Source organism: Leptolyngbya sp. NK1-12, from assembly GCF_032598965.1.
In the GTDB taxonomy this organism is placed as follows: Bacteria; Cyanobacteriota; Cyanobacteriia; order Elainellales; family Elainellaceae; genus Elainella.
On record NZ_CP053586.1, the window covers coordinates 2,951,570 to 2,977,552 of the forward strand.

The window sequence follows — 25,983 nt, forward strand, 5'->3', positions numbered from 1 at the left end:
TGCCAATCTCGGTTGCAATTCAGTATTGCTCCATCGAGTTTTCAGCAGTAATTCAGCAGGCAAAAGGTTTGAATCAGGGTATTTGAATCAGGGTATTTGAATCAGGGTAGAAGTCAGCAGGCAAATGAGCGTGGGTTTCCAGCAAATGGTGTCAAAGGCGGAGCACAGAGCCAATTCTGCATTCGGTGATCTAACGATGGAGCGTAATCTGTTAATCAGGCAATCTACCACATCTTCTTTGTTTCAGACGATTCCTCCTGAGCGGGTAGGGTTACAGGGTGAATATGACCATCATGGTCTAGCGAAACGGGTTTCGTTAGCGTTCAGGCAAAACTTCTCATCTGATGAGATCAGTAATTTGCGCGTCACTCAACGGGGAGCTGTTGTACTGTTGGTTGGCAAAATTCCCAATCAACGCCTGTTCATTCGTTTGGTGAATGTGGCGATGGCTACAGCTGGCACTGCAGATGTTGAAGTCAATGGAATCAGCGTTGGCTACAGCTTGAAAAACTACTTGGAGGTGAAGCCGTCCCAGGATACGCTAGCAAGGTTGCAAAAGCTAGTTAGTTCCTGACTTGTGCTTGACTATCTTCTCATGCGGTTAGACAATCTCAAACTCTAAGCCATAGGTTTCTGACAGACTGCATGTTTGATGGTCGGTAATATTGGTATCGGCCAGTTCTAGATTATAAAAATCCACTGATTCCTGTTCGAACAAAGGGCCTGCGTGCCAGGTACCCACTTCTAACTTGATGAAGCAGTTTCCCGGAATCCGGAAGGCCGCGATTGTCACCGGGTCAGGGCAACCTGCCTCGCCGGGGGGCGCAACTGCAATTAGCCACTCTTGTCCAGCAAGAGCGCCAAGGCATTGCGTGCAGCGTTGATGGCGTGTAATTCGCGAAAACGACCGACCTCGATAGTGGAGTCGCATGATATAGAAGCGGGGTGTTCCTTCGCTTAAATGAAGCTGGGCGTCTTCCTGATCAAAGCCCTTGCCATCGGGCGCGGCAAAGATCACCTGCCCATAGGGACGAAAGTTTTCGGGCGTGATGGCTTGAGCAGGCAACTGGTGAATCGTGACAGGTTGATGCATCGCAACTCCACGGGCTAGGCTTACAGTCCAAACCGTTTAACTGTTGTCTAACTGTTTAAGATCAAACAGCCATTTTTTGATTCTATCCCTGATTGCGAGTTGCTCAGTTTCTAACCCCACACTCTGACCCCACTCCGATCCCACTACCCTTTTGCCATTGCTGGTCGTCAGCCCGATAGGTGGATTGAGCGCTCACTCTGTTGCTGCCATGATTAACTCCGTTATCGTTAGTTAGCATTATCCAAGCGCAAGCTGGCTGTCTTGCTAGCAGAAGAACTAGAAAGTGCAGCCATCACAACTTTGAACTGAACTATTTGTCGGCCAAAATAGATCGTTTGGTTGAGGTTGAAAACCAACGAATAAATAGCTTTTCAAGCTCGATCCAAACAAAGATCAGAGAACTAAATCCAACGCAGATCAGCAGTTCTGTTCCTGTCAGATAGTGAGTATTGAAGAAAGCTCTTAATGGTTCGACATAAATCAGCAGAATTTGCAGAATGCTGGTCACAACTACGGCAATTAATACAAATGGATTAGAAAATGGATTGACCTCTATCATCAAACGATTGCTGGAACGGATGGCAAATGCATGACCCATCTGAGCAAGACAAAGTGTTGTAAACACCATTGTTTGCCATCGTTCTCGATCTAAGCCATTTCCTTGCACCTGTTCGGTATAGCTATAGGCCCACACCATCAAGATAATAGTCACAATGGCCAAGATCAAACCAATCCGCAGCATATAAGATCCTAAACCACGGGCAAAGATACTTTCCTGAGGGTCTTTGGGAGGTTGCTGCATCACGGAAGCTCGACCTGGTTCAACCGCCAAGGCTAGAGCTGGGAGGCCATCAGTGACAAGATTCATCCAAAGAATTTGGAGTGGCGAAAGGGGAACACCGCCTAAGCCCAACATGGGAGCCGCAGCGATGGTTAGGACTTCGCCAATGTTGCTGCCCAAAATGTATTTGATGAAACGGCGAATATTGGTGTATACAACGCGCCCTTCTTCAACCGCAGACACAATCGTGGCAAAGTTATCGTCCAGCAACACCATATCGCTGGCTTCTTTGCTAACATCGGTGCCGGTAATGCCCATTGCAACTCCAATATCTGCTTGCTTCAAGGCAGGTGCATCGTTCACACCATCTCCGGTCATAGCAACGATGTGGCCCTGATGTTGCAGCGCTCGCACAATTCGCAGCTTATGCTCGGGCGATACACGTGCATAAACGCTGATGTTTCGAACTGTTTCCTCTAAGTCTTGGTCTGATAAGCGTTCTAGCTGTTGTCCGGTAATGACAGAACTACCTGTGGCAATCCCCAAGTCTTCCGCAATTGCTTGAGCGGTAAGCTGGTGATCTCCCGTAATCATGATGGGACGAATGCCTGCCATCCGGCATTTGGCAACGGCTTCACGCACTTCTGAACGAGGCGCATCCAACATGCCCACCAAGCCCAACCAAACTAACCCGGCTTCTGACTGGTCTTCTGACCCTTCGGGCGGTAATTGCTCCAGAAATTTGTAAGCAAACCCTAACACCCGCAAACCTTTAGCCGCAAGCTGATTATTACAGTCCAAAATCGTGCGTTGCTGGTCTGATGTTAGAGGTTCCACTTGATTGTCAATCTGGATGTGCGTGCACCGCTCCAGGGTTAATTCTGGTGAGCCTTTTGTAAACATGGTGTAGGGCGGTAAATCACTGGCTGAGTGCTGCACCATGACGCTCATGCGTTTGCGTTCCGAGGAGAAAGGGAACTCTGCCACACGCGGACAAGCTTGCTCGGCTTGGTTTTGTTGCCAACCCGCTTTTCCAGCCAACACCAGCAGCGCGCCTTCGGTAGGATCGCCCAAAATTGCCCAGTCGCCGTTTTCTTTTTGCAGAATTGCGTCATTGCATAGCACACAAGCCCAAAGCAGTTTTTGTAGTTCTGGATCTCGACTGGCTGCAATCGCCTGACCATTGTGTTGAAACTCGCCGATTGGCGTATAGCCTTCGCCAGTAATTCTCAGGGTGTGACTAGCCGTTTCAACCGCTTGGACCACCATTTTGTTTTGGGTCAGTGTACCGGTTTTATCCGAGCAAATTGTGGTGACCGATCCCAGTGTTTCAACCGCCTGAAGTTTACGAATTAGGGCTTGGCGTCGCACCATTCGCTGAGTACCCAACGCCAGCGTGACGGTAATCACCGCTGGTAATCCCTCTGGCACTACCGCCACGGCCATGCTGAGAGATACTTCGACTAGCTCTGCAAATAGGTTAGGTCGATACAGTGTGCCGCCAATGACGATAATGCCAACCAAAATTAAAGAGCCGGTAACCAGCACGTTTCCCAACTGGCTCATGCGCTTTTGCAGCGGGGTAGGCTCGGCTTCCACGCCTTGCAGGGCAGTCGCAATCTTGCCCAGTTCGGTGTCCATGCCGGTATGCGTCACCAAAACCGTTGCCCGTCCTTGCACAACCTCGGTACCGGAAAACACTAGATTAATTCGGTCGCCTAGAGGCACATCTTCGGGTAGGCTCGCTTCAGCTTGTTTGCTGACGGCATGGGATTCTCCGGTGAGGGCAGACTCACGGACCTGCAAGTTGGCTGCTTCCAAGATCCGACCATCGGCTGGCACTTTCACTCCCGCTTCTAACAGGATTAAATCTCCAGGTACGAGATCCTTTGAGTCTAATTCCAGCGTTTTGCCAGCTCGAACTACGCGCACTTTAGAAGATGCAAGGTTCTTCAAGGCCGATAGTGCTTTCTCGGCTCCACTTTCCTGCACGTATCCCAAAATGCCGTTGAGCAATACAATCACCAAAATTGCTGTTGCATCTTTGGGAAAAACAAATGCATCCGAGGCCATTGATTCTCGAATATCTAAAATAGCCGATACAATTGCCACGCCGATTAGCATAATCAGCATGATGTTTTTGAACTGATCAACAAAGATAGTCAATGGCGATCGTCCGCCTATCTCTACCAATTCATTTGCACCATACTTGACTAAGCGATCTGCAACCTGCTGAGAACTCAAACCAGCAACCGCATCAGATTGCAGCAACTCGACAGTTCGTTCAGTAGACAGGGTATGCCAAATTGACGGTTGTGTTGATAAGGGAGCAGATGGAGTTGGAGATACCATAGATCAGGCTCTATAAAAACTGTAAGATAGGCAGCACTAGTTCGTAGTGTAGTCTAGGCTAGTTTAGCACTATTTGTTAGTGCTGTCCTGGTAATGTCATACTAGTGAGCAAGCTAACGTGTTCTTGTTTTAAGTTGGTTTTTAATCAGCTTTTAGTTCATGACAGATCAACTGTTTGTTTCTCAGCGCTTAATCGGTCGTGAGGCTGAACTTCTTCAAATTAGACAGATTTTGGCAAAGGATGAGGATTTTTTGCTGGTCGGTGTTCCTGGCATTGGTCGGCGAACCTTAATCCGGGTCGCGGCTCAGCAGGTTGGAGCCAAAGTATTAGAAATTGATTGCCTCAGAACTACCAGCGCAAGTCGGTTCTTGCGATTGTTGGCCGATAGTATTTTGGAGGGTTTTTCAACACCCGAAGAACTTGTGTTTATTCAACAATGGAGTACGCAACAGCCTCTGGTATTGGAACAATCACTATCACAACGTCCGCAGCTTGTATGGCATTTGTCAGCGGCAAAAGAATGGATGTTGTTTCAAAGTTTGCTCGCGCTGCCTCAATCAATGGCTGAATGGCTTGGCTGTCGTGTCGTAATTGTATTTCTCAATTTTCCTCACATTCGCTCATGGGATCGAACTGGCAAATGGGAAGAGTATTTGCGACAAGAGATTCAGCAGCAAAGCCGAGTCAGCTATGTACTAGTATCGACGGTCATAGAATCTTGGGTTCAACAGCATAATCTCCATACTATTGCTCTAGCGCCATTGTCTGATTCCACTATTCAGTCTTGGATTGTTGCTGAAATGGCTGATCAAGGGCTTGAGTTTGATGCTGATAGTCAGGCTCTCGATTTATTTATCAGTATTGTGCAAGGTCACACTGGAGATGCCATTCGCCTCGCTCGGCGCATTTGGTTTGATCGCCGTTTTTATGCCTGTTCCTTACCTGATTGGACAACTGCCTCTAAATCTGAGCTTAACTCGGTGATTAATCCATTGATTGAAGCTCATCATGTGCACCGCAGTGCCTTAGCGTTAGTTGAAGATCTTGCCACCACGTTCGAGTCTCTGATTCTGCTTTTGCCTCCTAGTCAGGTTCGCGTGCTTGAGAGTTTGGCACTGGATCCCACTGATAAACCACAATCACGAGACTACATTCAAAAGCATCAACTCACACGAGGTGGAGGACTTCAGGGCGCGCTGGCGGGTTTAGAGCAAAAAGGTCTGCTGTATGGACCACAGTACGGTTACCGTGTAGCCTTACCATTTCTGTCATTCTGGTTGAAACAGCGGTTGCTGTAGGTGATTCAAGCACCAGTTCAAACCTTCGAACCTATTTATCGTGCTACAACTTGATCGAGCATTGCGGCGGCTGCCGGTGGATCAAGGGGATGGGAGAAGAAAAAGCCCTGTCCTAACTCGCATTTCAGCAATTTTAACTGTGCCATCTGCCGATCGGTTTCAACGCCTTCAGCCACTACGTTCATGCCCAGATTCCAAGCCAGTGAGATCACCATCCGAGTAATTTCTAGTTTTTCTAGATCCTGATCGGCACTGTGGATGAAGGACTGATCGATCTTGAGTGTATCGATGGGAAACCGATGCAAATAGCTGAGACAGGAATAACCAGTACCAAAATCATCCATTGCTAACTGCACCCCGACTGCCTTTAACTCCTGCATCATGGCGGCGGCAGCATCCGCGTTTGTCATAATCACACTTTCGGTAATTTCCAACTTGAGCCGATTTGGTTCCAGCCCGGTCTCCTGCAAAATGGCTTTGACCTGTTCGACCAAGTTGGGCTGAGAAAACTGTTTGCCAGAAAGATTCACGCTCATTGTCACATCGCTTTCCAAACAGAACCGCTGTTGCCAACGACACATCTGCCGGCAGGCTTCCCGCAACACCCACCAGCCAATCGAGATGATCAGTCCAGTTTCCTCAGCCACCGAGAGAAACTCCATCGGCAGCAGCAGTCCCCGTTGCGGATGTTGCCAGCGCAGTAGAGCCTCAAAGCCCATGAGTCGCTGATTGTGCAAGGCCAAAATCGGCTGATAGAACAACCGTAGCTCCTGACGCTCGATCGCTCGGCGCAGATCGGCTTCTAGATGCAGTAGGGTGACGGCCTGTTCGTGCATATGGGGCGTAAAAATGGTGTAGCAACCCCGCCCCGCCGCCTTCGAGCGGTACATCGCCGTATCAGCATCGCGGAGTAGCTCTTCTTTCGTGCGATAGCGATCGGTGTCGAGCACAACTCCAATACTGCCGTTAACAAACACTTCTTGACCAGCCAACAGAAAGGGTGCTTTGAACTCTTCGCGAATCCGTTCCACCAGCGTGATGGCATCCTGGCTCTCCTGAATATCTTCCAGCAGAATTGCAAATTCATCACCACCGAGCCGAGCGCAAGTATCGCTGGCCCGCAAACAGCGCTTCAGACGCTCTGCCGCTGCTACCAAAAGCTGATCGCCCACCAAATGCCCCAGACTATCGTTGATGACCTTAAACCGATCCAGATCGAGAAACAGCACGGCAAACGAAGCACGACGGCAACGGCTCGCCCGCGCAATGGCGCGATCCAAGCGATCGGTAAACAGAGCGCGATTGGCTAAGCCAGTCAGCTCATCGTGGAGCGTGTTGTGGAGGAGCTGCTCTTCGGCCAGCTTGCGAGCCGTGACGTCAGTTTGGGAACCGGCGATGCGGTAGACATTTCCGGCACTATCGCGCACGGCTAAACCGCGACTGAGGATCCAGCAATAGGTGCCATTCTTCTGGCGCAGGCGAAATTCACTCTCAAAATGGGCGGTCAAGCCTTCGCGGTGATGGCGAATTTCCAACTGGACGCGCTCGTAGTCGTCAGGGTGAATGCGGTCAAACCATTCGTTGGGATTAGAACCAATCTCGGTATCGGCATAGCCCAGCATCGATTTCCAGCGGCTGGAAAAGTAAATTTCATTGGTGCGCAGATCCCAGTCCCACAGACCGTCATTGGCACCGCTAGCAGCCAGAGCATAGCGTTCCTCGCTTTCGCGCAGAGCCGCCTCAATCCGCTGCCGTTCCACAATTTCTTTTTCCAATACCTGTTTTGCCGTTTCGGCGGCTTCTGCTCGCGCCAAGGCAGCTTCAGCCTGGGCCATCACCGCTTCTACCCGGTGCCGATCAATCGCGGCGGTTAACAGACTGGCTACCGCCTTGAGAAATACCACATCATCGTTCGAGAAGGCTCGCTGAGTCTTACTGTGGGCACTAATCATGCCAAAGGGCTGCTCAAAGTTGGCCACCAAAACGCTGATGCTGCTGATTACGCCATGCTGTTGCAGAAAGTTTAAACCGCGAAAGCGCTGCTCAGTGGAGAGATTATGGATCACCACAGGCTCGTTGGTGCGTAAGGTATAGTCGATAGTCGAGTCGGTTGTGACGGGGGTGACTTTCTGAGGCAACGATTGCGGCTCCCAACCAGCGCTGGCCCGAACCTGGAAGCCACTACAGTCTGGTAATAGCTCTGAAATATCGACGTAATCTACTTGCAGCGTGCGGGCCACCAGTTGGGCAACTTTATCCAGCAGTTCGGCCAGGTCAATTTCCTCTAGAGCCTGCTGTCCCAATTCCGCCAAGGCTTCCTGCTGTTGGGAGCGGCGTTGGACTGCCTCTAGCATGCGGTTAAATTCCCGCGCCACACTGAGAATTTCATCTCGCCCAGGCTCCAGATTGGCTCTGGGTACGCGAACCGTGGTGTCTCCTTCAGCAACTTGCAAAGCGGCATGGCTCAAGTGTTTGATTCGGCGCAGCACTGCCCAATACAAAATCAGCATCAACGCGCCACTCTGAGCCGAAATTCCCAACGCGGACGTGAGTACAATCGTGCGAGTTGCGGCATTGATGGCATCGTCGCGGGGTTGTAACGAGCTGTAGATCACGATACTAGCCAGAACCTGGCCGTTGGCTCGTAGCGGCACAATCGTTTCTAGTTCGGCGTTAGCAGTTTCAGTCATTTGGGCCGAGCCGTCCGTTAGAAGCGGCAGAATCGCTTTAGTTTGAATCGACGAGTGACGGAGTTCTTGCAGATCGGAGGAGGCCCACAGCAGCGGCTGCTCGTCTACGATTCGGTAGATGTGAATGTCGAGAATGGTTGAATCTTGGCGCTTCAGCTCCTGCAGAAATTGGCTGGTGGTGGCTCGGTCCTCTAGATTGCGCCTGTAGCGGGCACTAAACTCGGCTTGAATCACATTGGCGAGCTGTCGAGCTTGGGTTCTGTAGCTGCGGTCAATTTGCTTGCGGCTGGAGGCAATCGTGTTAGCACTGAGTACTGTTGCTGTCAGTATGGTTATGGCAACTAATGGAATGCCAATTTTGTCTGCCAGCGGAAGTTGACGTTCCACCCAAGACAGTATCTGATTCAGTACACACAATCTTCTCATTCCGATATCTGTAAATCCCTGACGGCCACCTAGTCATCCCTGCCCCATGCCACCCAAACCATTGAGCGCGTGGCGGATTCAGCACGGTCAATGTGCTCAAACATTGTCAAGAGTTCCCAGATTTAGCTGCCAGCGTCGATTAATGGCCCTAGCAGCAGAAAAATAGCCTAGAGAATTTACGGTTGATCGGGTTTCTAGGTTTACTCGTATTCCACTGACACCACAAGTGACATCACTAGACTCCCTGAACCTTTTGTGAGCATTCGATGAAATCTGTTCCAATTGCCAAAGCTTGCGGTATACAGGTGAGCGTGCAGAAATTTTGTCGATAAAGTTTATTGATGTAAGGAGTATGAACTACGCTGAAATAGCCGCTTGGTCCAAACCCGCAGCCCAGCTAAGCGCCCACATTACTACAGCTCTAGCTGCAACCTTGACTACTTCCTTGATTCTGGCCCCAAACGTTGCCTTAGCCGTACCGTTAGCCAGCGAAGCCCAACTCAATGCCTGTACGAATGCTGTGATCTTTCGGTTGAACGGTGTACCGCGCTCGGCGATCACAACCACGGCTGGCTCTTTAGCCGCAGATGGCACTGGGCGTGTCAACTGGTCAACTACGAATGGCGGATCGGGAATCTGCTGGGTTGATTCAACCAATCAGGTGCTCGAGGTTGAAGTCGCAGTCCATGCCGGAATTACCCAAACGCCAAGACCAATCACGCGCCCCGTTATGACAAGCGTCACGGCTGGGACCCCCCTACAGGTGGCAACGAATGGCGGCAATCTGAATGTCCGCAGTGGTCCGGGTGGTGAGATTGTGGGCAGCGTAGCCGATGGGTCCACCGTCGTCTTAACCGGCAAAACGAGTGACGAATGGGTAGAAATCGAAGGTGGCGGCTGGGTTTCCCAACATCATTTGGCTAGCGCGAATGCTAGTGCGGCTACACCCTCCAATTTCGAAGCGGCTGCACCCACAGTCAGTCCTGGAACAGCAGCACGCAAAGCCGAAGTTATGGCTAGCGGTGGAGTCAATATTCGTAATAGTCCCAATGGTGAGATTATTGCCTCGCTTTCCCAAGGCACAACTGTATTTCTAACTGGACAGGTGGAAAATGGTTGGGCAGAACTGGAGGACGGAGGCTGGGTGGTGCAGGACTATCTTCAGTATCGGTAGTATCGGTAGAGCCTTCAGTATCGGTAGAGCGAAGCAAGAGCAGGAGTCAGAATGTTTCTTGGCTCAGGTGTGGTCAGAGTTCATCGGTTAATGCGCCGCCGACCATTTTCTTAGAGGATGTTTTAACAGTCGCTATTGCGACCCGAACCGCCCCCTACATCCCCCATTGATGGGGGACTTTGAACCAGAAATACGGGATCGGAAGTCCCCCACTAGTGGGGGATTCAGGGGGCGATGCAGTCCTTCTGATACTTTTCAAACACCCTCTTAAACCTACATAGAAGAACCTGCATAGAAAAAGGAGTGTAAGGACTCCGTCCCTACCAAGAGGCTGCGCCCCCTTAACCCCATTTATTTTATGCAGCCTCAGAAAGAATTGGCATCACCACCTGATCTCACTACTGTTGAGAACTGCCCGATAGTTTTCAACAGATTGAGCAGGAAACTTGAACTGAAAAACTGATAGTAAATCGGCTGATCTTTCAATCGGTTTCTAATAGTATCAATTCTGACTCATTCAAATATCAGAAAAACTCTATAGAGACTCTATACCAAACAAATTAAAGCAAACAGAAACATTGCCCAAGCCAAACAAGGCTTGAGTTGACCCTGCAATTTTTAGCCAAAACGGAATTCCCAAATCCAAAATTGGACTCAGGAAAATGGAGCTTCTTATACAAGCTGAGCAGACACTCTCGTAAATGTCAAGAAATGTAAACAAACATCTCTGATTTTTTATCAATTTGTGTCAGATAGACGGTTTCGTTCGCAGGTGATCCTGATTTTCTGGTAAAAACGCTTATGTAACGTTTTGCGTTCAGCCAGCAGCAAGACGGGGAGTGGAGCTACAAGACCCTGCGATTTTTGTGCTGAATTTGGCTGCTGGGAGCAACTTGGCTGCTGAAAGTAACTAAGACAATCAGCCTGAGCGCGACCGCTTTTGAGAAGGAGCCTAACCGCATGTTCACTCACGTCAAGCCCACGATCAGGCATATCGTGCCCGACGATCTCCGGGGCCGATCGCTGATCAAGGTGGTCTATGTCGTGCTAGAGCCGCAATATCAAAGTTCACTGTCGGCGGCAGTTCGTTCAATCAACCAAAATAATCCCAATTTAGCGATCGAAATTAGCGGCTATCTGCTAGAGGAGTTGCGCAGCCCTGAGAACTATGAAGCCTTTCAGCAGGATGTAGCCGAGGCCAATGTCTTCATTGCTTCGCTGATCTTTATCGAGGAGCTGGCCGAAAAGGTAGTTGCTGCCGTTGCCCCCCATCGCGAGCGGTTGGATGTGGCTGTGGTGTTCCCCTCGATGCCAGAGGTGATGCGCCTCAACAAAATGGGCAGCTTCTCGATGGCGCAGCTCGGCCAGTCCAAGAGTGCAATTGCCCAGTTCATGCGCAAACGCAAGGAGAAATCTGGATCTTCGTTCCAAGATGGCATGCTGAAGCTGCTGCAAACTCTGCCCAAGGTGCTGAAGTATCTGCCCATCGACAAGGCGCAAGATGCCCGCAACTTCATGCTCAGCTTCCAGTATTGGCTGGGAGGTTCGGCAGAAAACCTGGAAAACTTTTTGCTGATGCTGGCGGACAAGTATGTCTGCAAAGGCGACAAGGTCAAGAGCGATGCGCCGCTGCAATACCGCGATCCGGTCACATACCCTGATATCGGCATCTGGCACCCACTGGCCCCACAGATGTTTGAGGACCTGAAGGAGTATCTCAACTGGTTCAACTCACGCCAGGATGTGCCCAACGATGTCAAGGATATGCTGGCTCCCTGCGTTGGTCTGGTCCTACAGCGGACCCACCTAGTCACCGGCGACGATGCCCACTATGTGGCGATGGTGCAAGAGCTTGAGTCGATGGGAGCTAAGGTGATTCCGGTATTCGCCGGCGGGTTGGATTTCTCCAAGCCTGTAGATGCCTTCTTCTATGACCCGATTACAAAGCACGCGATTGTGGATGTAGTGGTTTCGCTGACCGGGTTTGCGCTGGTGGGCGGTCCGGCGCGGCAGGATCATCCCAAAGCCGTGGATGCCCTGAAGCGACTAAATCGGCCCTATATGGTGGCGCTGCCGCTGGTGTTCCAAACCACGGAAGAATGGCAAGACAGCGACCTGGGACTGCATCCGATCCAGGTGGCGCTGCAAATTGCCATCCCCGAACTAGACGGTGCGATTGAGCCAATTATTTTATCGGGACGGGACGGCACCACGGGTAAGGCCATCGCTCTGCAAGACCGGATCGAAGCGATTGCCCAGCGGGCCATGAAATGGGCCAACCTGCGCCGTAAGCCGAAGCTGCACAAGAAAGTGGCGATCACCGTATTCAGCTTCCCGCCGGATAAGGGCAATGTTGGGACGGCGGCTTATCTGGATGTGTTCGGCTCTATCTATGAAGTCGTCAAGGCGTTGCAGTATAACGGCTACGACGTTCAGGGCTTGCCGGATTCGCCCGAAGCGCTGATGCAGGAAGTGATCCACGACGCCCAGGCTCAGTACAGCAGCCCGGAGCTGAATATTGCCTACCGCATGTCGGTGCCGGAATACGAGCAGCTCACGCCCTATCACCATCGTCTAGAGGAATCCTGGGGTCCAGCTCCCGGCCACCTCAATACCGATGGCCAAAACCTGCTGGTGTTTGGCAAAGAGTTCGGCAATGTGTTTATTGGCGTGCAGCCTACCTTTGGTTACGAAGGCGACCCAATGCGGCTGCTGTTCTCCCGTTCGGCTAGTCCCCATCATGGTTTTGCTGCCTACTACACCTACCTGGAGCATATCTGGCAGGCCGATGCGGTATTGCACTTTGGCACCCACGGTTCGCTGGAGTTTATGCCCGGCAAGCAAATGGGCATGTCCGGCGATTGCTATCCCGATAGCTTGATTGGTACGATTCCCAACCTGTACTACTACGCCGCCAACAACCCATCCGAAGCGACGATTGCCAAGCGCCGCAGCTATGCCGAAACGATCAGCTATTTGACGCCTCCCGCCGAAAATGCTGGACTCTACAAGGGCTTGAAAGAGCTAAGCGAACTGATCGCCTCTTATCAAACCCTGAAGGACTCCGGACGAGCTGTGCCGATTGTCAACGCCATCATCGACAAGTGCCGCCTGGTCAACCTAGACAAGGACATTGCCCTACCCGAAGGCGACGATGCCTCCAACCTCACGGCTGAGGAGCGGGATATGCTGGTGGGCAAGGTTTACATCAAGCTGATGGAGATCGAATCGCGGCTGTTGCCCTGCGGGCTGCATGTGATCGGTAAGGCTCCCACCGCCGAAGAGGCGATCGCCACGCTGGTGAATATCGCCGGCATCGATCGGCCCGAAGACGAAATCCAAAGCTTGCCACGCATTATCGCCAATAGCCTGGGACGCGACATTGACGAGATCTACCGCAACAGTGACCGAGGTGTGCTGGCGGATGTGCAGTTGCTCTACGAGATCAACCAGGCATCTCGCGCAGCCATTACAGCGATGGTGAAAGAGCAAACCGATGCCGATGGTCGCGTCTCGAAAGTTACCAAGCTCAATTTCTTTAATCTGGGTCGCAAAGAACCCTGGATCGAAGCCTTGATCGAGGCGGGCTATCCCAAAGTCGATCCGGAGGCGATCAAGCCATTGTTCGAGTATCTGGAGTTCTGCCTCAAGCAGGTGACGGCCGACAACGAGCTGGGAGCCTTGGTAAAAGCCCTGGAAGGCGAATACATCCTGCCTGGACCCGGCGGTGACCCGATTCGCAACCCGGATGTACTGCCAACCGGGAAAAACATCCATGCCCTCGATCCGCAGTCAATCCCGACTAGCGCGGCGGTACAGGCGGCTCAGATTGTGGTGGATCGCTTGCTGGCCCGTGAGCGTAGCGAAAATGGTGGCCACTATCCAGAAACGATTTCCTTTGTGCTCTGGGGCACCGACAACATCAAAACCTACGGCGAGTCGCTGGCCCAGGTGATGCTGCTGGTGGGCGTGCGCCCAGTTCCGGATGCGCTAGGTCGGGTCAATAAACTGGAGCTGATTCCGCTGAACGAACTGGGTCGTCCTCGCATCGATGTAGTGGTCAACTGTTCCGGCGTGTTCCGCGATTTGTTTGTGAATCAGATGAACCTGCTCGACCGGGCGATCAAAATGGCTGCCGAAGCCGACGAACCGCTAGAGCTGAACTTTGTTCGCAAACATGCCCTCAAGCAGGCCGAGGAAATGGGGATCAATCTGCGGCAGGCGGCGACCCGCGTCTTCTCGAATGCGTCTGGCTCCTATGCGGCTAACGTCAACCTGGCGGTGGAAAACAGCACCTGGGAAAGCGAAACCGAGCTTCAGGAAATGTATCTGACGCGCAAATCCTTTGCCTTCAATTCAGACAATCCCGGCATGATGGATCAGGCGCGTGGCGTCTTTGAGGCTGCTCTGAAGACGGTCGATGTGACGTTCCAAAACCTGGATTCGTCGGAAATCTCGCTGACGGATGTGTCTCACTATTTTGATTCGGACCCGACCAAGGTGGTGGCTACCCTGCGCGGTGATGGCAAACAGCCTGCCTCCTACATTGCCGATACCACCACGGCCAATGCCCAGGTGCGTACCTTGTCGGAAACCGTGCGGCTGGATGCTCGCACCAAGCTGCTGAATCCCAAATGGTATGAGGGCATGCTGTCCCACGGCTACGAAGGCGTGCGGGAACTGTCCAAGCGGCTGGTCAATACAATGGGCTGGTCGGCCACCGCCGGTGCGGTAGACAACTGGATCTACGAAGACACCAATGCCACCTTCATCCAGGATGAAGCGATGCGCAATCGCCTGATGAACCTGAACCCCCACTCGTTCCGCAAGGTGGTGAGTACGCTGCTGGAAGTGAATGGCCGTGGCTATTGGGAAACTAGCGAAGAGAATCTGGAACTGCTGCGTCAGCTTTACCAGGAAGTTGAAGATCGCATCGAAGGGATTGAGTAGTCAACTTCGCTAAAAGTCTAGTTTCCAGAAGCAGCCAAGAGCCATTTGCTATTCTTGGCTGTTTTTGTGTAGGGGCGGGAGGTGTAATACGGTTTAGAGAGTTCAGTAACGTAGAGTTATATCAAATCCGGTTGATCCGCCAGCGTAGAGACGTTTCGCCGAAACGTCTGGACAATATAGCGTTTTGCCATTGGCGTAGCCTTTCCGCAGGAAATAACGCCTGTACAACGCGGCATTTAAATTAAATTTAGGGCGTTTAGTCGGATTTGATGTTAGGTCCAACCTGACGAATGCGAACAGGAGACAGTCATCGTGCGAAGTGAACGTGAGAAAATGCTGGCGGGGGAGTTGTACAACCCACTCGATTCGGAACTAGTTCGTGCCCGCAACCGAGCACGAGACCTATGCCAGGATCTAAACGCCACCCGTGAGCAACAACAGGAGGAGCGGCGGCACATTTTGCGGGAGCTTTTTGGTGCTGGAGGGGAGGACGTGTGGATGCAGCCACCGTTTTTCTGTGATTACGGAACCAATATCTTCCTTGGCAAGAGGTGCTTCTTTAACTTCAACTGTGTTGTGCTGGATGTCTGCCGAGTCACTATTGGGGACTACACGCTCTTCGGTCCGGCGGTGCAGATCTACACGGCCACCCACCCGTTTGAGGCAGAACTGCGTCGTAGTCAGGAGTTTGCAAAGCCGATCGAGATCGGGTCTGATGTCTGGGTCGGGGGTGGGGCTATTATTTGTCCGGGGGTGAGAATCGGCTCCCGCTCGGTGATTGGGGCCGGGAGCGTAGTGACGCGAGACATCCCCGCTGATGTGTTTGCGGCCGGCAACCCCTGTCGAGTAATCCGCCCTATCAGCGAGGAGGATCAGCCTCGAACAAGCACAGGAGGCACGGCATCAACTACCGCGTAGGTGAGTGTTAGTAGGTGAGTATTAGCAAGTGACTTTGACATCCTCTTCCCGCTCAACCACATACTGCACTCTGGAGAAAACGGTTGCTGGTGTTTTATGTTCACTATGTTGCGAAAATCACCTTCTTTAATTAGCAAACAAAAACAGCTTTTATAGCTAAATTCAGCATTTTTTCGGCTATGTTGCGGTGTTGGTGAATTCAATTTCTAAGTAGATTAAAGTAGAAAGAGTAGCAAAAGCAACAATCTTTCGAGCTTTGTCCTGCATCTACAGAACGAACTAGAACCATGAATTTAGTTGATTTCCACTGCGGTTGGTTAATTGAAATTGTGCCTATGGCGACAGGATATCAAGCAATTTGTTACTCGCCTTGCCGTCAGCGCTTCGTCTCAAACTCGCAAGCTTCTGAGCTTGATGCATTCTACGCCGCCAAGCAGGAAATTGACTATCAATTAGCTTGCCGTTCCCTCACTCAAGCCTTACAAACACTTTATGAAGCAAGTTGCCTTCATCCAGACGACTGGAAACGCCTGCAACAATCCCTCACCTGCACTGTTAAGACCGAATCAAGACCGAATAGACCAAGACCGAATAGAAAGGAAACTACTGAAGAATGGTTTTAGACACAATCCGCGTCTTTTTGCGGTCGGCCTCTGACAGCTCTTCGCCTTCTTGCAGGCGGGTGGCGTTGTCTTGTAAGACGGTGGCCGCATTGTAGTCTCCCATCTGGAGTGCCGTTTTTGCAGCGGATTGCAGCATTGTAGCTGCTCCACTCCGGTCGCCCTGAATTAGCTTCATTTCGGCGATTTGAGTTTGGCGGTATTTGGCAAGCGCTAAAACATGCTGCTGCACCTGCGGATTGGCGGCGGGCTGATACAGCGATAGCACATGGGCAAAGGCTTGAACTGACTCCGACAGCAGGTTTTCGCTACCAATCACCGGATCGTCATAGCGAACCTGTAGCGTGGCAATTGGCTGCTCTCCTTCGGGCAGTTGGCTGATATAGAGGTTGGCTAGCACCACCCGCGGCACTTCGGTCATCAGATCACCTAGGCGCACTACATACTGGTTTCCTTCCTCTACGGCGGCCAACTCCACAGTTTCCGGCACCACTTGGGCAATCGGCTTCAGTTCGGCCAAGCGTACTTGAGGCGAGAGGGTGAGCAGCAGATGGGCATTGGTCAGACCTACGGACTGAATGCGGTTGAACAAACGGCTGAACTCGCTCACTGCTTCTTCTGGATGCTGGATATAGGAGAGGGTGCCGCCTGCTGCATCGGCAATTTGCTCCAACACATCCTGATTCCAGTGGTTGCCAAAGCCGAGGGTGCTGAGGGTGAGGTTATAGCCAGCCGCCAACTGGGCCAGCTTCAGACAGCGCTCGTTGCTACCATGCTCGTTTTCGCCATCCGTGAGCAGAAACGCCTGCGAAATCGTGTCCTTCTTGCCTTTAGCTAATTCTTCAATCCCCAGCCGCATCCCTTCATCAATCGCGGTGCCGCCGCTGGCCTTCAGCTTATTGATTTCAACCTTGACCTCTGCCGGATTCTCGATCACCTGATTTGGCACTAACACTTTGGCTTTGTGGTCGAATACTACAATCGACAGGCGGTCTCCCGGCGATAAACTATCCACGATGCGGTGAGCGGCTTGCTTCACAGTTTCGAGCGGACGCCCGTTCATGGAGCCACTGTGATCCAAAATCAGGCATAAGTTTAGAGGAGCAGTGCGACCATTTGGCTCGGCCAAGGCCGAAAGCGAAATTGCCAACTGCCGCTGACTCATGGTTTGTGCAGCATCTAAATTGACATCACTGAGGGCAGCTTCTAGACCAACTTTCATGGCATCTTCTGGGGAAAAGGGTGGGAGGGAAGCGAGGTTTGAGTTTTGGTAGCGTAGTCTACGCAGAACGCAGGTTTTAAGTTCTGAGTTTTGAGTTTTAAAGGGCAGTGACGTAGCCTTTGTACAGCCCACCGGTTTGGATGTTAAGTCTGCAGACGGCGCTATCGACAGATCAACAACTTCAAACAGTCTTGTTCCGATTACGGAAGATTCGGATATCCCTACTTCTATCAGAACCAATCATAATTTGAGCGATTAAATCGCAAAACTGCGGAAATGTTTGACTTTCGTGGAGTAAAGCGCAGGTTTTTTCTGGTGATTCTGCCAGCCCAGCAACGGTGCAGCAGAAATGCCTTTTGGCTTAGTATGTAAGAAATATTGCCGTCCGGGCGCTGTACGTTATGGAAATTAAAGCGATGCAAAGTGCATACTATGGCGATGCTTACTATCGGACACCCCCTCCCGATTTGGCATCCTTGCTATTAAAAGAACGCATTGTTTACTTGGGAGGTCCGCTGCACTCCCTCGATGAATACCGCAGAGATCCAAGACAGGATTTTACGCGACTGATCATCGCTCAATTGTTGTATCTGCAATTTGATGACCCGGAGAAGCCAATCTATTTCTATATCAATTCCACGGGTACGTCCTGGGGCGGTCAAACGATTGGCTTTGAAACTGAGGCCTTTGCCGTTTGCGACACGCTGAGCTACATCAAGCCGCCGGTACATACGATTTGTATTGGTCAGGCGATTGGAGCTGCTGCCATGATTCTATCGGCAGGAACAAAGGGCTTCCGGGCCAGTTTGCCCCACGCCACGATCGTGTTGAATCAGCCGCGTTCCGGCGCAAGAGGCCAAGCCACCGATATCCAAATTCGTGCCAAAGAGGTGTTGGCAAACCGCACGGCGATCTTAGACATTCTCTCCAAAAATACCGGGCAACCAATCGACAAAATCGCTAAAGATACTGACCGCACCTTCTACATGACTCCGGAAGAAGCAAAAGAGTATGGACTAATCGACCGGATTTTGGAAAGCACCAAACAGCTTCCGAAACAAATCCCTGCCCTGACCTAACTCGTCTTGACAAACTTGTCTTGACCTCCGCTATTCGCTCTATCCCAAGCAGAATTTATGCAAGTTCCGTATCGCTTTCCTGGTAGTCAGTATGTGCAGTGGGTTGATATCTACACCCGCATGGCCTATGAGCGGATTATCTTCCTAGACGAAGCAATCGATGACAGTACTGCCAATTCGGTTGTTGCCCTATTGCTGTATCTCGATTCTGACGACCAAACCAAGCCCATCTACTTTTACATCAACTCGCCTGGTGAGTTTGTTTCGGAAGGGATGCAGTCCACCTCAATGGCGGCAACGATGGCGATCTATGACACGATGCAGCATATCAGGTCACCGGTCCACACCATCTGTTTAGGGCTAGCCTATGGCACGGCGGCCTTGTTGCTGTCGTCTGGTACTAAGGGATTTCGGGCTAGTTTGCCCAATGCGGAAATTGTGTTGGCTCCCCAATACGGTCGCACCGGCGGACAGGCCACCGATGTGCAAATCGACGCTCGCAAAATTGTCGCGGATCGCAAGCTATTGGTGGATACCTTAGCAGCCAATACGGGCCGCTCACCGGAGCAGATCACCACCGATATTGACCGTCGGTTTTATCTCACTGCCGAGCAAGCCAAAGGCTATGGCCTGATCGACCGGGTGCTGGAGGGGAGTAAATCCCTGCCCAAGCCAGTGGCTGCCTCCTAGCCCTTCAATGGGTTTTTTGATTGTTGACTTCAACGATTGGCTTTGGCCCTCGTGGCAAATGCCAAGTTTCTTAACCTTCATTTTTAGGATTGACCTATGCCTATTGGTGTTCCAAAAGTTCCCTATCGCCTCCCAGGCAGTTCCTATGAGCAGTGGATCGATATCTATCAGCGTCTGAGCCTGGAGCGCATTATTTTTCTGAGTCAAGAGGTGGATGACGGCATTGCTAACGCCATCGTGGCCTCAATGCTCTATCTGGACTCGGAAGATGCTACCAAACCTATCTATTTGTACATCAACTCTCCGGGTGGTTCCGTTACGGCAGGCATGGCAATTTATGACACCATGCAGCACATCAAGTCAGAAGTGGTAACGATTTGCGTTGGGCTAGCTGCTTCGATGGGCGCGTTCCTGCTCACGGCTGGCACCCCCGGTAAGCGATTGGCCCTACCCCATGCCCGCATCATGATTCACCAACCCCTGGGCGGCACCGGACGCCAACAGGCCACTGATATTGAGATTGAGGCCAGACAAATTCTGCGGGTGCGGCAAAAGCTGAATGAGCTGATGGCCTTCCACACTGGCAAAACGATTGAGCAAATTCAGAAAGATACCGACCGTGACTACTTTATGTCAGCGGAAGAAGCCAAGGAATATGGTCTAATTGACCGGGTAATTGTCGATCAAGGTAGTCAAAATTAGGGACAAAATTAGCGTTAAACCGGCTTTTTGTTGCTATTTTGCACCTGAGTCCTTTCAATTTATAGGAGCAAGTGGCAGAATTTGTGTAACTCTGCCATTTTTATTGCAATGGATCTTGCGGGTTATTATCGACTGTTGGGCTTGAGAACGGGGGCTTCCTATGAGGATATCAAAGCCGCTTATCGGCGTTTGGCGCGGCAGTATCATCCAGATTCCAATCCCACTAATCAACAGCAAGCCCAAGAAAAATTTATTCGGCTCACAGAAGCCTACAAAGCGCTGATTAGTGTGGTGCGCCCTGCGCCAGAAAGTGCGGCACCGGCCAAAGCCGAATCCAACCGCACTCAGCCAACCTACAGTCGCGACCGGGTATCCTCCAAATCCTCGCAAGTCCAACCCCCAGTTAAGCCACAAGTCAAAGTCACTAAGAAATCGCCCCCGATTCAAACTGAGAATTTGTCTCAGACCGATCAGAAGCTGAAGTCTCAGTCCTATGAACAACTTCAGCAGCTCTTGAAGCAACAGCGGTTTCCCCGCGCCATTGCTCTAATCGAAGGGTTGGCTCAGCGCCTACCGAACGATGTAGAGGTGCGCCAGTGGCAGGCTATTACCTATCAGCGATTTGGGCGTTATTTAGTGAATACACGCCAATCTGAGAAGGCTAGAGTTTATTTGAAAAAGGCACTCCGCACCGATCCGCATAATAAATCCCTCTGGTATGAGGTAGAGCGAGAGTTTCGTCGGATTGAGCAAATTGAGATTTATTGAAAGTGCAGAAGAAGAAATACGCAAGAAAAACCCCCAGCTTGCGACCGGGGGTATGAATCAGGGTGCATCTACCATTCACTTAATCTGGGGAAAAATTACGTTTCAGGAATTACTCGCAGTTTTCGTATCATCCTTTACTAATACTTCAGATAGAGGCGCTTTGCTTCACGAAATTGTTGCAAATGTTGCTAAAAGCCATCCAAATTTTAGTGGAAATTACTGATCCCCCTAGACTGATTGACTGGAAAGCAGCCAGTCAATGAAAGATGAACGTTGAAACAATAGATGATTGGAGTGCGGCGAATGCCCGCCTCAGATTTTGCCTTAGATTTTGCCTCAGATAAGAGGCGTGTACTACAGCTATGCTACTTAGAGCCTATCCGAAACCCCGGAGGGTTTTGAATTTCAAAAACTCGTCAGAGTTTACTGACTTGTAGTCAGAGAAATCGGATAGGTAGCTAAGGACTCCCCTCACTCACTGTTGAGGCACATAGCCCGACAGGGTTGGTGCATAGGTGCCAAGCTTAGCCCCATTCGAGTTGTACAGTTCAATCGGGACCTGAGTGGCATCGCTAATGTTCGCTAGAGCACGCAGCAGCCCGTTGACCTGATTCACGGTGGCGGGTGGAAATCCAGGGCTGCCCTGCTGCCGAGCGCTGTTGATCAAACCTTCTACCGTCCGATCGTAGGCTGAGGTAAACTGGATGCGCACAGCTTCGGGAGACAGGGTATAGGTGCAAATTTGAGGATTACCTGCACAGGCTTGGTCAAAATTGGGTTTAGCGGTTTGAATCACCGATGAACGCCGAGAGTTGCCTTGGGCTTGCTGCAAGGTTTGCGTATAGGTATCGATCAGGGGTTGTGCCTGACCATAGTACACCGAGTCAGACGGAACCTGGCGGGCATAATCGAGGGCATCCTGCCAGTAAGTTACCGCTTGAGACCACTGGTTTTGCTGCTCTAATCTCCGGGCCTGTTCTGCATAGCTAATTGCCTGTGTATAGGCATCGGCGGCTGTTTGTTCTTGAGCTTGGCGGGTCGTGGCTTCAGTGAGTCTGGGTTGATAAATGGCTAGCAGTTGGATAGCCTCATTGTAAGCATTGGTACCTTCAGGAATTTGTTTTAACTGGTCAATGGCAGTTGTCCAAGTTGCCACCGTTTCTTGCCAGTTCTCAGCAGATTTGGCTGCTTCGGCTCTGGCTGATGCCATTTCCCCAGCTTGACGAGCGGCAGCAATTCGATCTTGGGCCTGTTGTTCAATTCCAACCCGCTGGTTAACATTTGCCAGGTTGGCTCGATACTCCTCTAGCTTCCGTTGGACTAACGAATAGAGGGGATTATCTGGTGAAATTTCCTCCAATTGTTCAATTACCTCTCGCCACAGCCACTGAATTTCTCGCCACTCCTGTAAAGGATGGGGGGGATTTTGACTTCTTTGAGCCGCTGTATTGGCTTTTTCTAAAGCTTCCACCACTTGCCCCAACAAAACCGATTGCTCCTCATAACGCTTGAGTAACCCCTGCGCAGATTGGTAATGAGGCGACCACATAGGGATTGTGCCTAGTAGATAGCTGGCTTCATTTAGCTTCTTGTGGGCTTCTACCACCTCTAGGGCAGATTCGGTTGTTTGCGCCGTCTCTACGGCTTCTTGACTGAGTTGCTGTGCCCGTTGGAGCTGCTCACAACTGCCGACCACACAGGGCCGACTCAACCCGTATACACCGCCCACTAACAGAAATGAGCCGATCGCACTCCCCAGCACAATATTCGAGGCCGACCATTGAAACCGCTGTTTTTCTTCAGCACCATCGGCTGTAGTGGCGACCGAGGCACTGTAGGCATTGGTATCTGTAAGTGGGTCTGCAACCAGAGTTGGAGAGGCAGCCGCAGCACTCGTTGGGTTGATAGAGCTAATCGGGTCAATGGCGTAAGTGTCAGTAGCGTCAACAGTATTGACAGTATCAACAGTGTTAACAGGACTAGCAGCATCAACAGTCTGGACAGCGTCCACACTGTCAGCTGTGTCAACTGTGTCCACACTATTAACTGTGTCAATCGTATTAATGTCATCTAACTCAAAGTCATCATCAGGCAGCAGGTCTGATTCGGTTAAAATCGCATTGTCTGACAGCGCGTCAATGGCATCAATTTCAGCAGCATCGGTTTCGGCAGCATCAATTTCAGCAGTATCAATTTCAGCAGTACCAATTTCAGCAGCATCGACTTCAACGATGGTTTCTGCAACAGGTTCCGCAACAACACTTTCGCCAACCCTATTGTCGGGACTGAGCGCCAGATCGGGATCGGGTAATAGGGCAGGACCTGTTAAAGGCTGATCGGCTACAGGCGCAGCAATTGAATCTGCGATTGGAGATGCAACAGACTCTGGTGCTTCAACTGATTCAAGCACACTACGCAATGCGGCATCGGCTGAATCAGCGTCAAGATTTAGTGATTCAGCCTGCTCTAATGATTGTGTATCCTCAAATAGATTGGTGAACGCTGTCGCTGCTAACCCTTCATCTTTTTTTTTATCCCCTGTATCGGTTGAAGTATCCAATTCTGGAGCTAAATCTGCCACAGCAGACTCTTGCCAAGACAAATTACCAGCTTCGTTTGCTTCAGTTAGATCAGTTGCCGTGGAGGTTACACTAATTGATTCAGCAGATTCTACTGGGGTAATACCGATTTTCCGCAGAATTTCATCTAGCTCATCATCAGCTAATAGCGATTCAATGTTTGTTGGCGTATCTAAATCTGGTTCAGGTAAGTTTTCACCTATCTCAACAGGCTTATCTTCTGTGGAGACAGAGATATTACCAAGAATATTAATAATCCTATCTGAAAGTGATTTGACAACCAGATCAAGATCAGTTAACGGATTGCTGTCTTGCGGCTCGGCAACTAGTTCACTAGGTTCACTAGATCCACTAACTTCTGGATGCACTGGGTCAGGCTCTGAGTCTTCTCTGAGCAATGTTGCATCATTTGGAAAGTCTGACGATTCGGTTACTGTATCAAGCCCTGACTCTGGAGTAATGTTGGCTGGGATTGTATTGTCTATAGCAGCAGGTGAAGTAGTATCAGGCGAAACCGTCCTAGTCTCATCTTCTGGCTCTGTTCTCTCTAGCTCTATTGCTGGCTCGGCATTTGGTGGCTCGGCACTAGTGAGGACAACTGGTTCTGATAGGTCCATTGCTGAACTGAGCCAGGGATCGGGAATTGTAAATTCGGCAGTCGGAGCATCGATAGATACATCTGAATCTTCTAGCGGAGGCGTCAAGTCGATCGTAGTGATCGGTTCTGCAATATTCTCGATGCTTGCAGAACTTGGTAGATCAGGACTAGCCCTATCTAGCAACGCGGCGTCTGGAATTTCATCCAAGCCAGCCGTTTCGCCTTCTGATTCTTCTGATTCTGCAGCAAGGATTGGTGGCTCAGCTTGCGGCATTTCAATCGCGGCTGACTCAAGTTGGCTCAGTTCAATCGAAGGTTCGGTTTGGGGGTCGCTAATTAGCGTTGGTGCAACGTTTGGCTCATCGATTGGTGCCGGTTCAATTGGTGCCGGTTCAATTGGTGCTGCTTCAGCCTGTAGTTCGGTCTGTGGCTCAATCGGGGACACATCGACTGAAAGTGCATCCACCGTTGGCTCGATTAACGGCTCGATGATTTCAGGCGGCTCGACAGTGAATTCAGTGAATTCAGTGAATTCGTTTTGTGATGCTGCTGTGATCGAGTCATTAATTGCCGGAGCTTCAATGAACCGAGATTCAACAGATTGAGATTCGTTGGACGGAGCATCGACCGGCGGAAATTCGATGAAAGTCGATCGATTAAGGGGCGAGTCAGTCAGGTTTGGTTCAGTTAGGAACGGTTCAAAAATGGATGGCTCGCTACTGAGTGGTTCAATGACTAGTGGCTCATCGCTAGCAACCTGCTCAGGATTGACGGCCTCTATCGATACATCGATTGATTCGCCGCTTGGCTCGACACTTGGTTCAAGACTTGGCTCAAGACTGGGTTCAAGGCTTGGTTCAACACTCGGCTCGACTGGAACTGCGGCTACATTTATGGCATCGGCTGCGTCCACTGGCTCCGCATCCAGCAGCGCTGCGGATTCCTCTGCGGGAGTGGCTTCCAGATTCGCTGTATCGGCTGCATCCACAGCTAGCCTCTCGTGCTCTCCAGTCAATGAATCCGTCAGCAAAACCGGAGCAACTGCCTGAGAAACGGATTGAGAAACCGCTGTCTCTAAAACGGTCTCAGGAGGCTCTGCTGGGGTTTCCTCTGGGAGTTCTGCTGGGGTTTCTTCAGCGACTTCTTCAGCGACTGCCAGTTCAGCCTCAACTGTTTCGAGAACTGTTTCGAGCGGGTCTGCTTCGACCGAAGCTGGTTGATCAACTAGCCCATGGGCTGGTTCATTGATCGGATCCTCGGATGGATCAGGTGGGATGATAACTATTTCTGGAGGCGGCTGGATAGTCGGTTCCGTAGCTACAGGTTCAATGATTGGTTCTACGACGCTTTCCGTAGCCAACGACTCGCTGGAGAACAAAGTAGACGCTGGCTCAACCACTGGGTTGCTCGGTGCTTCAAACGTTCCTCTGATAATTCGCGGTGCTGCTGCCTCAGGTTCGCTCAGCTCAAAGCGGAATTTGCGCGATGCATACGGCTGCTGATAGCCAGCAATTCGTAGAAATAGTTGTACTGGTAACTGCTTAGAACCCTGCAAATCCGATTCAGTGCGCAGCAAATCTGGCAGCAGTGCCTTAACTGCTAGCTCCAAATCGCACAACGTCTGCTCTGGCTCTGGTTCAATATGGAGCAAATGTTCTGCCAGCACTAGCAAAGCTTTATCGCGTGTCGCACAGCGGATTTGTAGCGGTTGAGCTTGTAGTCGCTGCTGCAACGCCTGCTGCAAGTTCTGAGTCAAAGACGACCATTCCCGTTGCTGCGTAACAGATTTTCTTAACCCCATGCGCTGATTCCGATCTGAAGAACGCTGTTTAACCATACGGTCGTGATACAGGTCGATCCGGTCAGTCAAGCCCCTGAAGAACTGGATTGATTGGTTCCATACCAGTATGGCTCGCGGTCGTTGCTTTTTGGCAGAAGCTGATGAATTTTGGGTTAAGTTTTGATTTTGAGTTAGCGCATTTACCCAATTTTGCCTAGGCAAGATTTCACACCGTCAAGATTTCACAACAGCCCTTGCGATT

At 50.9% G+C, this 25,983-nt stretch carries 16 protein-coding genes; 11 read left to right on the forward strand and 5 right to left on the reverse strand.

All coding sequences use genetic code 11. The annotated features are described in order from the left end of the window. The first annotated feature begins 196 nt into the window (after positions 1-196). Positions 197-574, forward strand: coding sequence for a phospholipid-binding protein (locus tag HJG54_RS12385; RefSeq protein WP_316435272.1), 378 nt, complete (start codon positions 197-199; stop codon positions 572-574). 27 nt (positions 575-601) lie between these two features. On the opposite strand, the gene HJG54_RS12390 is transcribed toward HJG54_RS12385, so the two are convergent. Then, positions 602-1,093: an ureidoglycolate lyase gene (locus tag HJG54_RS12390; protein ID WP_316435273.1), complete on the reverse strand. Its 492-nt coding sequence runs from the start codon at positions 1,091-1,093 to the stop codon at positions 602-604. 310 nt (positions 1,094-1,403) lie between these two features. After that, on the reverse strand, positions 1,404-4,226 hold the full coding sequence (locus tag HJG54_RS12395) for a cation-translocating P-type ATPase (protein ID WP_316435275.1): 2,823 nt from the start codon (positions 4,224-4,226) through the stop codon (positions 1,404-1,406). Positions 4,227-4,385: 159 nt separating this feature from the next. On the opposite strand from HJG54_RS12395, the gene HJG54_RS12400 reads away from it, so the two are divergent. Then, on the forward strand, positions 4,386-5,525 hold the full coding sequence (locus tag HJG54_RS12400; RefSeq protein ID WP_316435276.1) for an ATP-binding protein: 1,140 nt from the start codon (positions 4,386-4,388) through the stop codon (positions 5,523-5,525). Between the two features lie 35 nt (positions 5,526-5,560). Here HJG54_RS12400 and HJG54_RS12405 read toward each other — a convergent pair whose 3' ends face one another. Then, entirely contained in the window at positions 5,561-8,602 is a 3,042-nt protein-coding gene (locus tag HJG54_RS12405; protein ID WP_316435277.1) for an EAL domain-containing protein, read from the reverse strand. Between the two features lie 391 nt (positions 8,603-8,993). Here HJG54_RS12405 and HJG54_RS12410 point away from each other — a divergent pair, with 391 nt between their 5' ends. From HJG54_RS12410 to HJG54_RS12425, 4 genes are all read left to right on the forward strand, one after another. Then, positions 8,994-9,815, forward strand: a complete 822-nt coding sequence (locus tag HJG54_RS12410) for an SH3 domain-containing protein (RefSeq protein ID WP_316435278.1) — start codon at positions 8,994-8,996, stop codon at positions 9,813-9,815. A 960-nt stretch (positions 9,816-10,775) separates the two neighbouring features. Next, positions 10,776-14,765, forward strand: a complete 3,990-nt coding sequence (locus HJG54_RS12415; RefSeq protein ID WP_316435279.1) for a magnesium chelatase subunit H — start codon at positions 10,776-10,778, stop codon at positions 14,763-14,765. A gap of 312 nt (positions 14,766-15,077) precedes the next feature. Beyond that, positions 15,078-15,683, forward strand: coding sequence for a sugar O-acetyltransferase (locus tag HJG54_RS12420; protein ID WP_316435281.1), 606 nt, complete (start codon positions 15,078-15,080; stop codon positions 15,681-15,683). 287 nt (positions 15,684-15,970) lie between these two features. Beyond that, positions 15,971-16,306: a hypothetical protein gene (locus HJG54_RS12425; RefSeq protein ID WP_316435283.1), complete on the forward strand. Its 336-nt coding sequence runs from the start codon at positions 15,971-15,973 to the stop codon at positions 16,304-16,306. Here the strand turns inward: HJG54_RS12425 and HJG54_RS12430 are convergent. Continuing rightward, entirely contained in the window at positions 16,287-17,525 is a 1,239-nt protein-coding gene (locus tag HJG54_RS12430) for a vWA domain-containing protein (protein ID WP_316435284.1), read from the reverse strand. The genes HJG54_RS12425 and HJG54_RS12430 overlap by 20 nt on opposite strands. A 416-nt stretch (positions 17,526-17,941) precedes the next feature. Here HJG54_RS12430 and HJG54_RS12435 point away from each other — a divergent pair, with 416 nt between their 5' ends. The 5 genes from HJG54_RS12435 to HJG54_RS12455 all read left to right on the forward strand — a co-directional run bounded on the left by HJG54_RS12435 (position 17,942) and on the right by HJG54_RS12455 (position 20,987). Continuing rightward, entirely contained in the window at positions 17,942-18,604 is a 663-nt protein-coding gene (locus HJG54_RS12435) for an ATP-dependent Clp protease proteolytic subunit (RefSeq protein ID WP_316435285.1), read from the forward strand. Between the two features lie 57 nt (positions 18,605-18,661). After that, positions 18,662-19,294, forward strand: a complete 633-nt coding sequence (locus HJG54_RS12440; protein WP_316435286.1) for an ATP-dependent Clp protease proteolytic subunit — start codon at positions 18,662-18,664, stop codon at positions 19,292-19,294. Positions 19,295-19,390: 96 nt separating this feature from the next. Further along, a complete protein-coding gene (locus HJG54_RS12445; RefSeq protein WP_316435287.1) occupies positions 19,391-19,996 on the forward strand; it encodes an ATP-dependent Clp protease proteolytic subunit in 606 nt (201 codons plus the stop codon). A 108-nt stretch (positions 19,997-20,104) separates the two neighbouring features. Continuing rightward, positions 20,105-20,764 carry a J domain-containing protein gene (locus HJG54_RS12450; protein WP_316435288.1) on the forward strand — a complete coding sequence of 220 codons (660 nt, stop codon included), beginning with the start codon at positions 20,105-20,107 and terminating at the stop codon, positions 20,762-20,764. Then, entirely contained in the window at positions 20,751-20,987 is a 237-nt protein-coding gene (locus HJG54_RS12455; RefSeq protein WP_316435290.1) for a hypothetical protein, read from the forward strand. The genes HJG54_RS12450 and HJG54_RS12455 overlap by 14 nt, the downstream gene beginning before the upstream one ends. A 252-nt stretch (positions 20,988-21,239) precedes the next feature. Here the strand turns inward: HJG54_RS12455 and HJG54_RS12460 are convergent, their stop codons facing one another. Further along, positions 21,240-25,778, reverse strand: coding sequence for a hypothetical protein (locus HJG54_RS12460; RefSeq protein WP_316435291.1), 4,539 nt, complete (start codon positions 25,776-25,778; stop codon positions 21,240-21,242). Positions 25,779-25,983 lie beyond the last annotated feature (205 nt).

Coding starts and splice junctions, on each gene's coding strand:
- HJG54_RS12440 (WP_316435286.1), top strand. CDS start 18,662: ATGCAAGTTCCGTATCGCTTTCCTGGTAGTCAGTATGTGCAGTGGGTT.
- HJG54_RS12385 (WP_316435272.1), top strand. CDS start 197: ATGGAGCGTAATCTGTTAATCAGGCAATCTACCACATCTTCTTTGTTT.
- HJG54_RS12395 (WP_316435275.1), bottom strand. CDS start 4,226: ATGGTATCTCCAACTCCATCTGCTCCCTTATCAACACAACCGTCAATT.
- HJG54_RS12425 (WP_316435283.1), top strand. CDS start 15,971: ATGAATTTAGTTGATTTCCACTGCGGTTGGTTAATTGAAATTGTGCCT.
- HJG54_RS12445 (WP_316435287.1), top strand. CDS start 19,391: ATGCCTATTGGTGTTCCAAAAGTTCCCTATCGCCTCCCAGGCAGTTCC.
- HJG54_RS12390 (WP_316435273.1), bottom strand. CDS start 1,093: ATGCATCAACCTGTCACGATTCACCAGTTGCCTGCTCAAGCCATCACG.
- HJG54_RS12435 (WP_316435285.1), top strand. CDS start 17,942: ATGCAAAGTGCATACTATGGCGATGCTTACTATCGGACACCCCCTCCC.
- HJG54_RS12430 (WP_316435284.1), bottom strand. CDS start 17,525: ATGAAAGTTGGTCTAGAAGCTGCCCTCAGTGATGTCAATTTAGATGCT.
- HJG54_RS12415 (WP_316435279.1), top strand. CDS start 10,776: ATGTTCACTCACGTCAAGCCCACGATCAGGCATATCGTGCCCGACGAT.
- HJG54_RS12460 (WP_316435291.1), bottom strand. CDS start 25,778: ATGGTTAAACAGCGTTCTTCAGATCGGAATCAGCGCATGGGGTTAAGA.
- HJG54_RS12450 (WP_316435288.1), top strand. CDS start 20,105: ATGGATCTTGCGGGTTATTATCGACTGTTGGGCTTGAGAACGGGGGCT.
- HJG54_RS12410 (WP_316435278.1), top strand. CDS start 8,994: ATGAACTACGCTGAAATAGCCGCTTGGTCCAAACCCGCAGCCCAGCTA.
- HJG54_RS12400 (WP_316435276.1), top strand. CDS start 4,386: ATGACAGATCAACTGTTTGTTTCTCAGCGCTTAATCGGTCGTGAGGCT.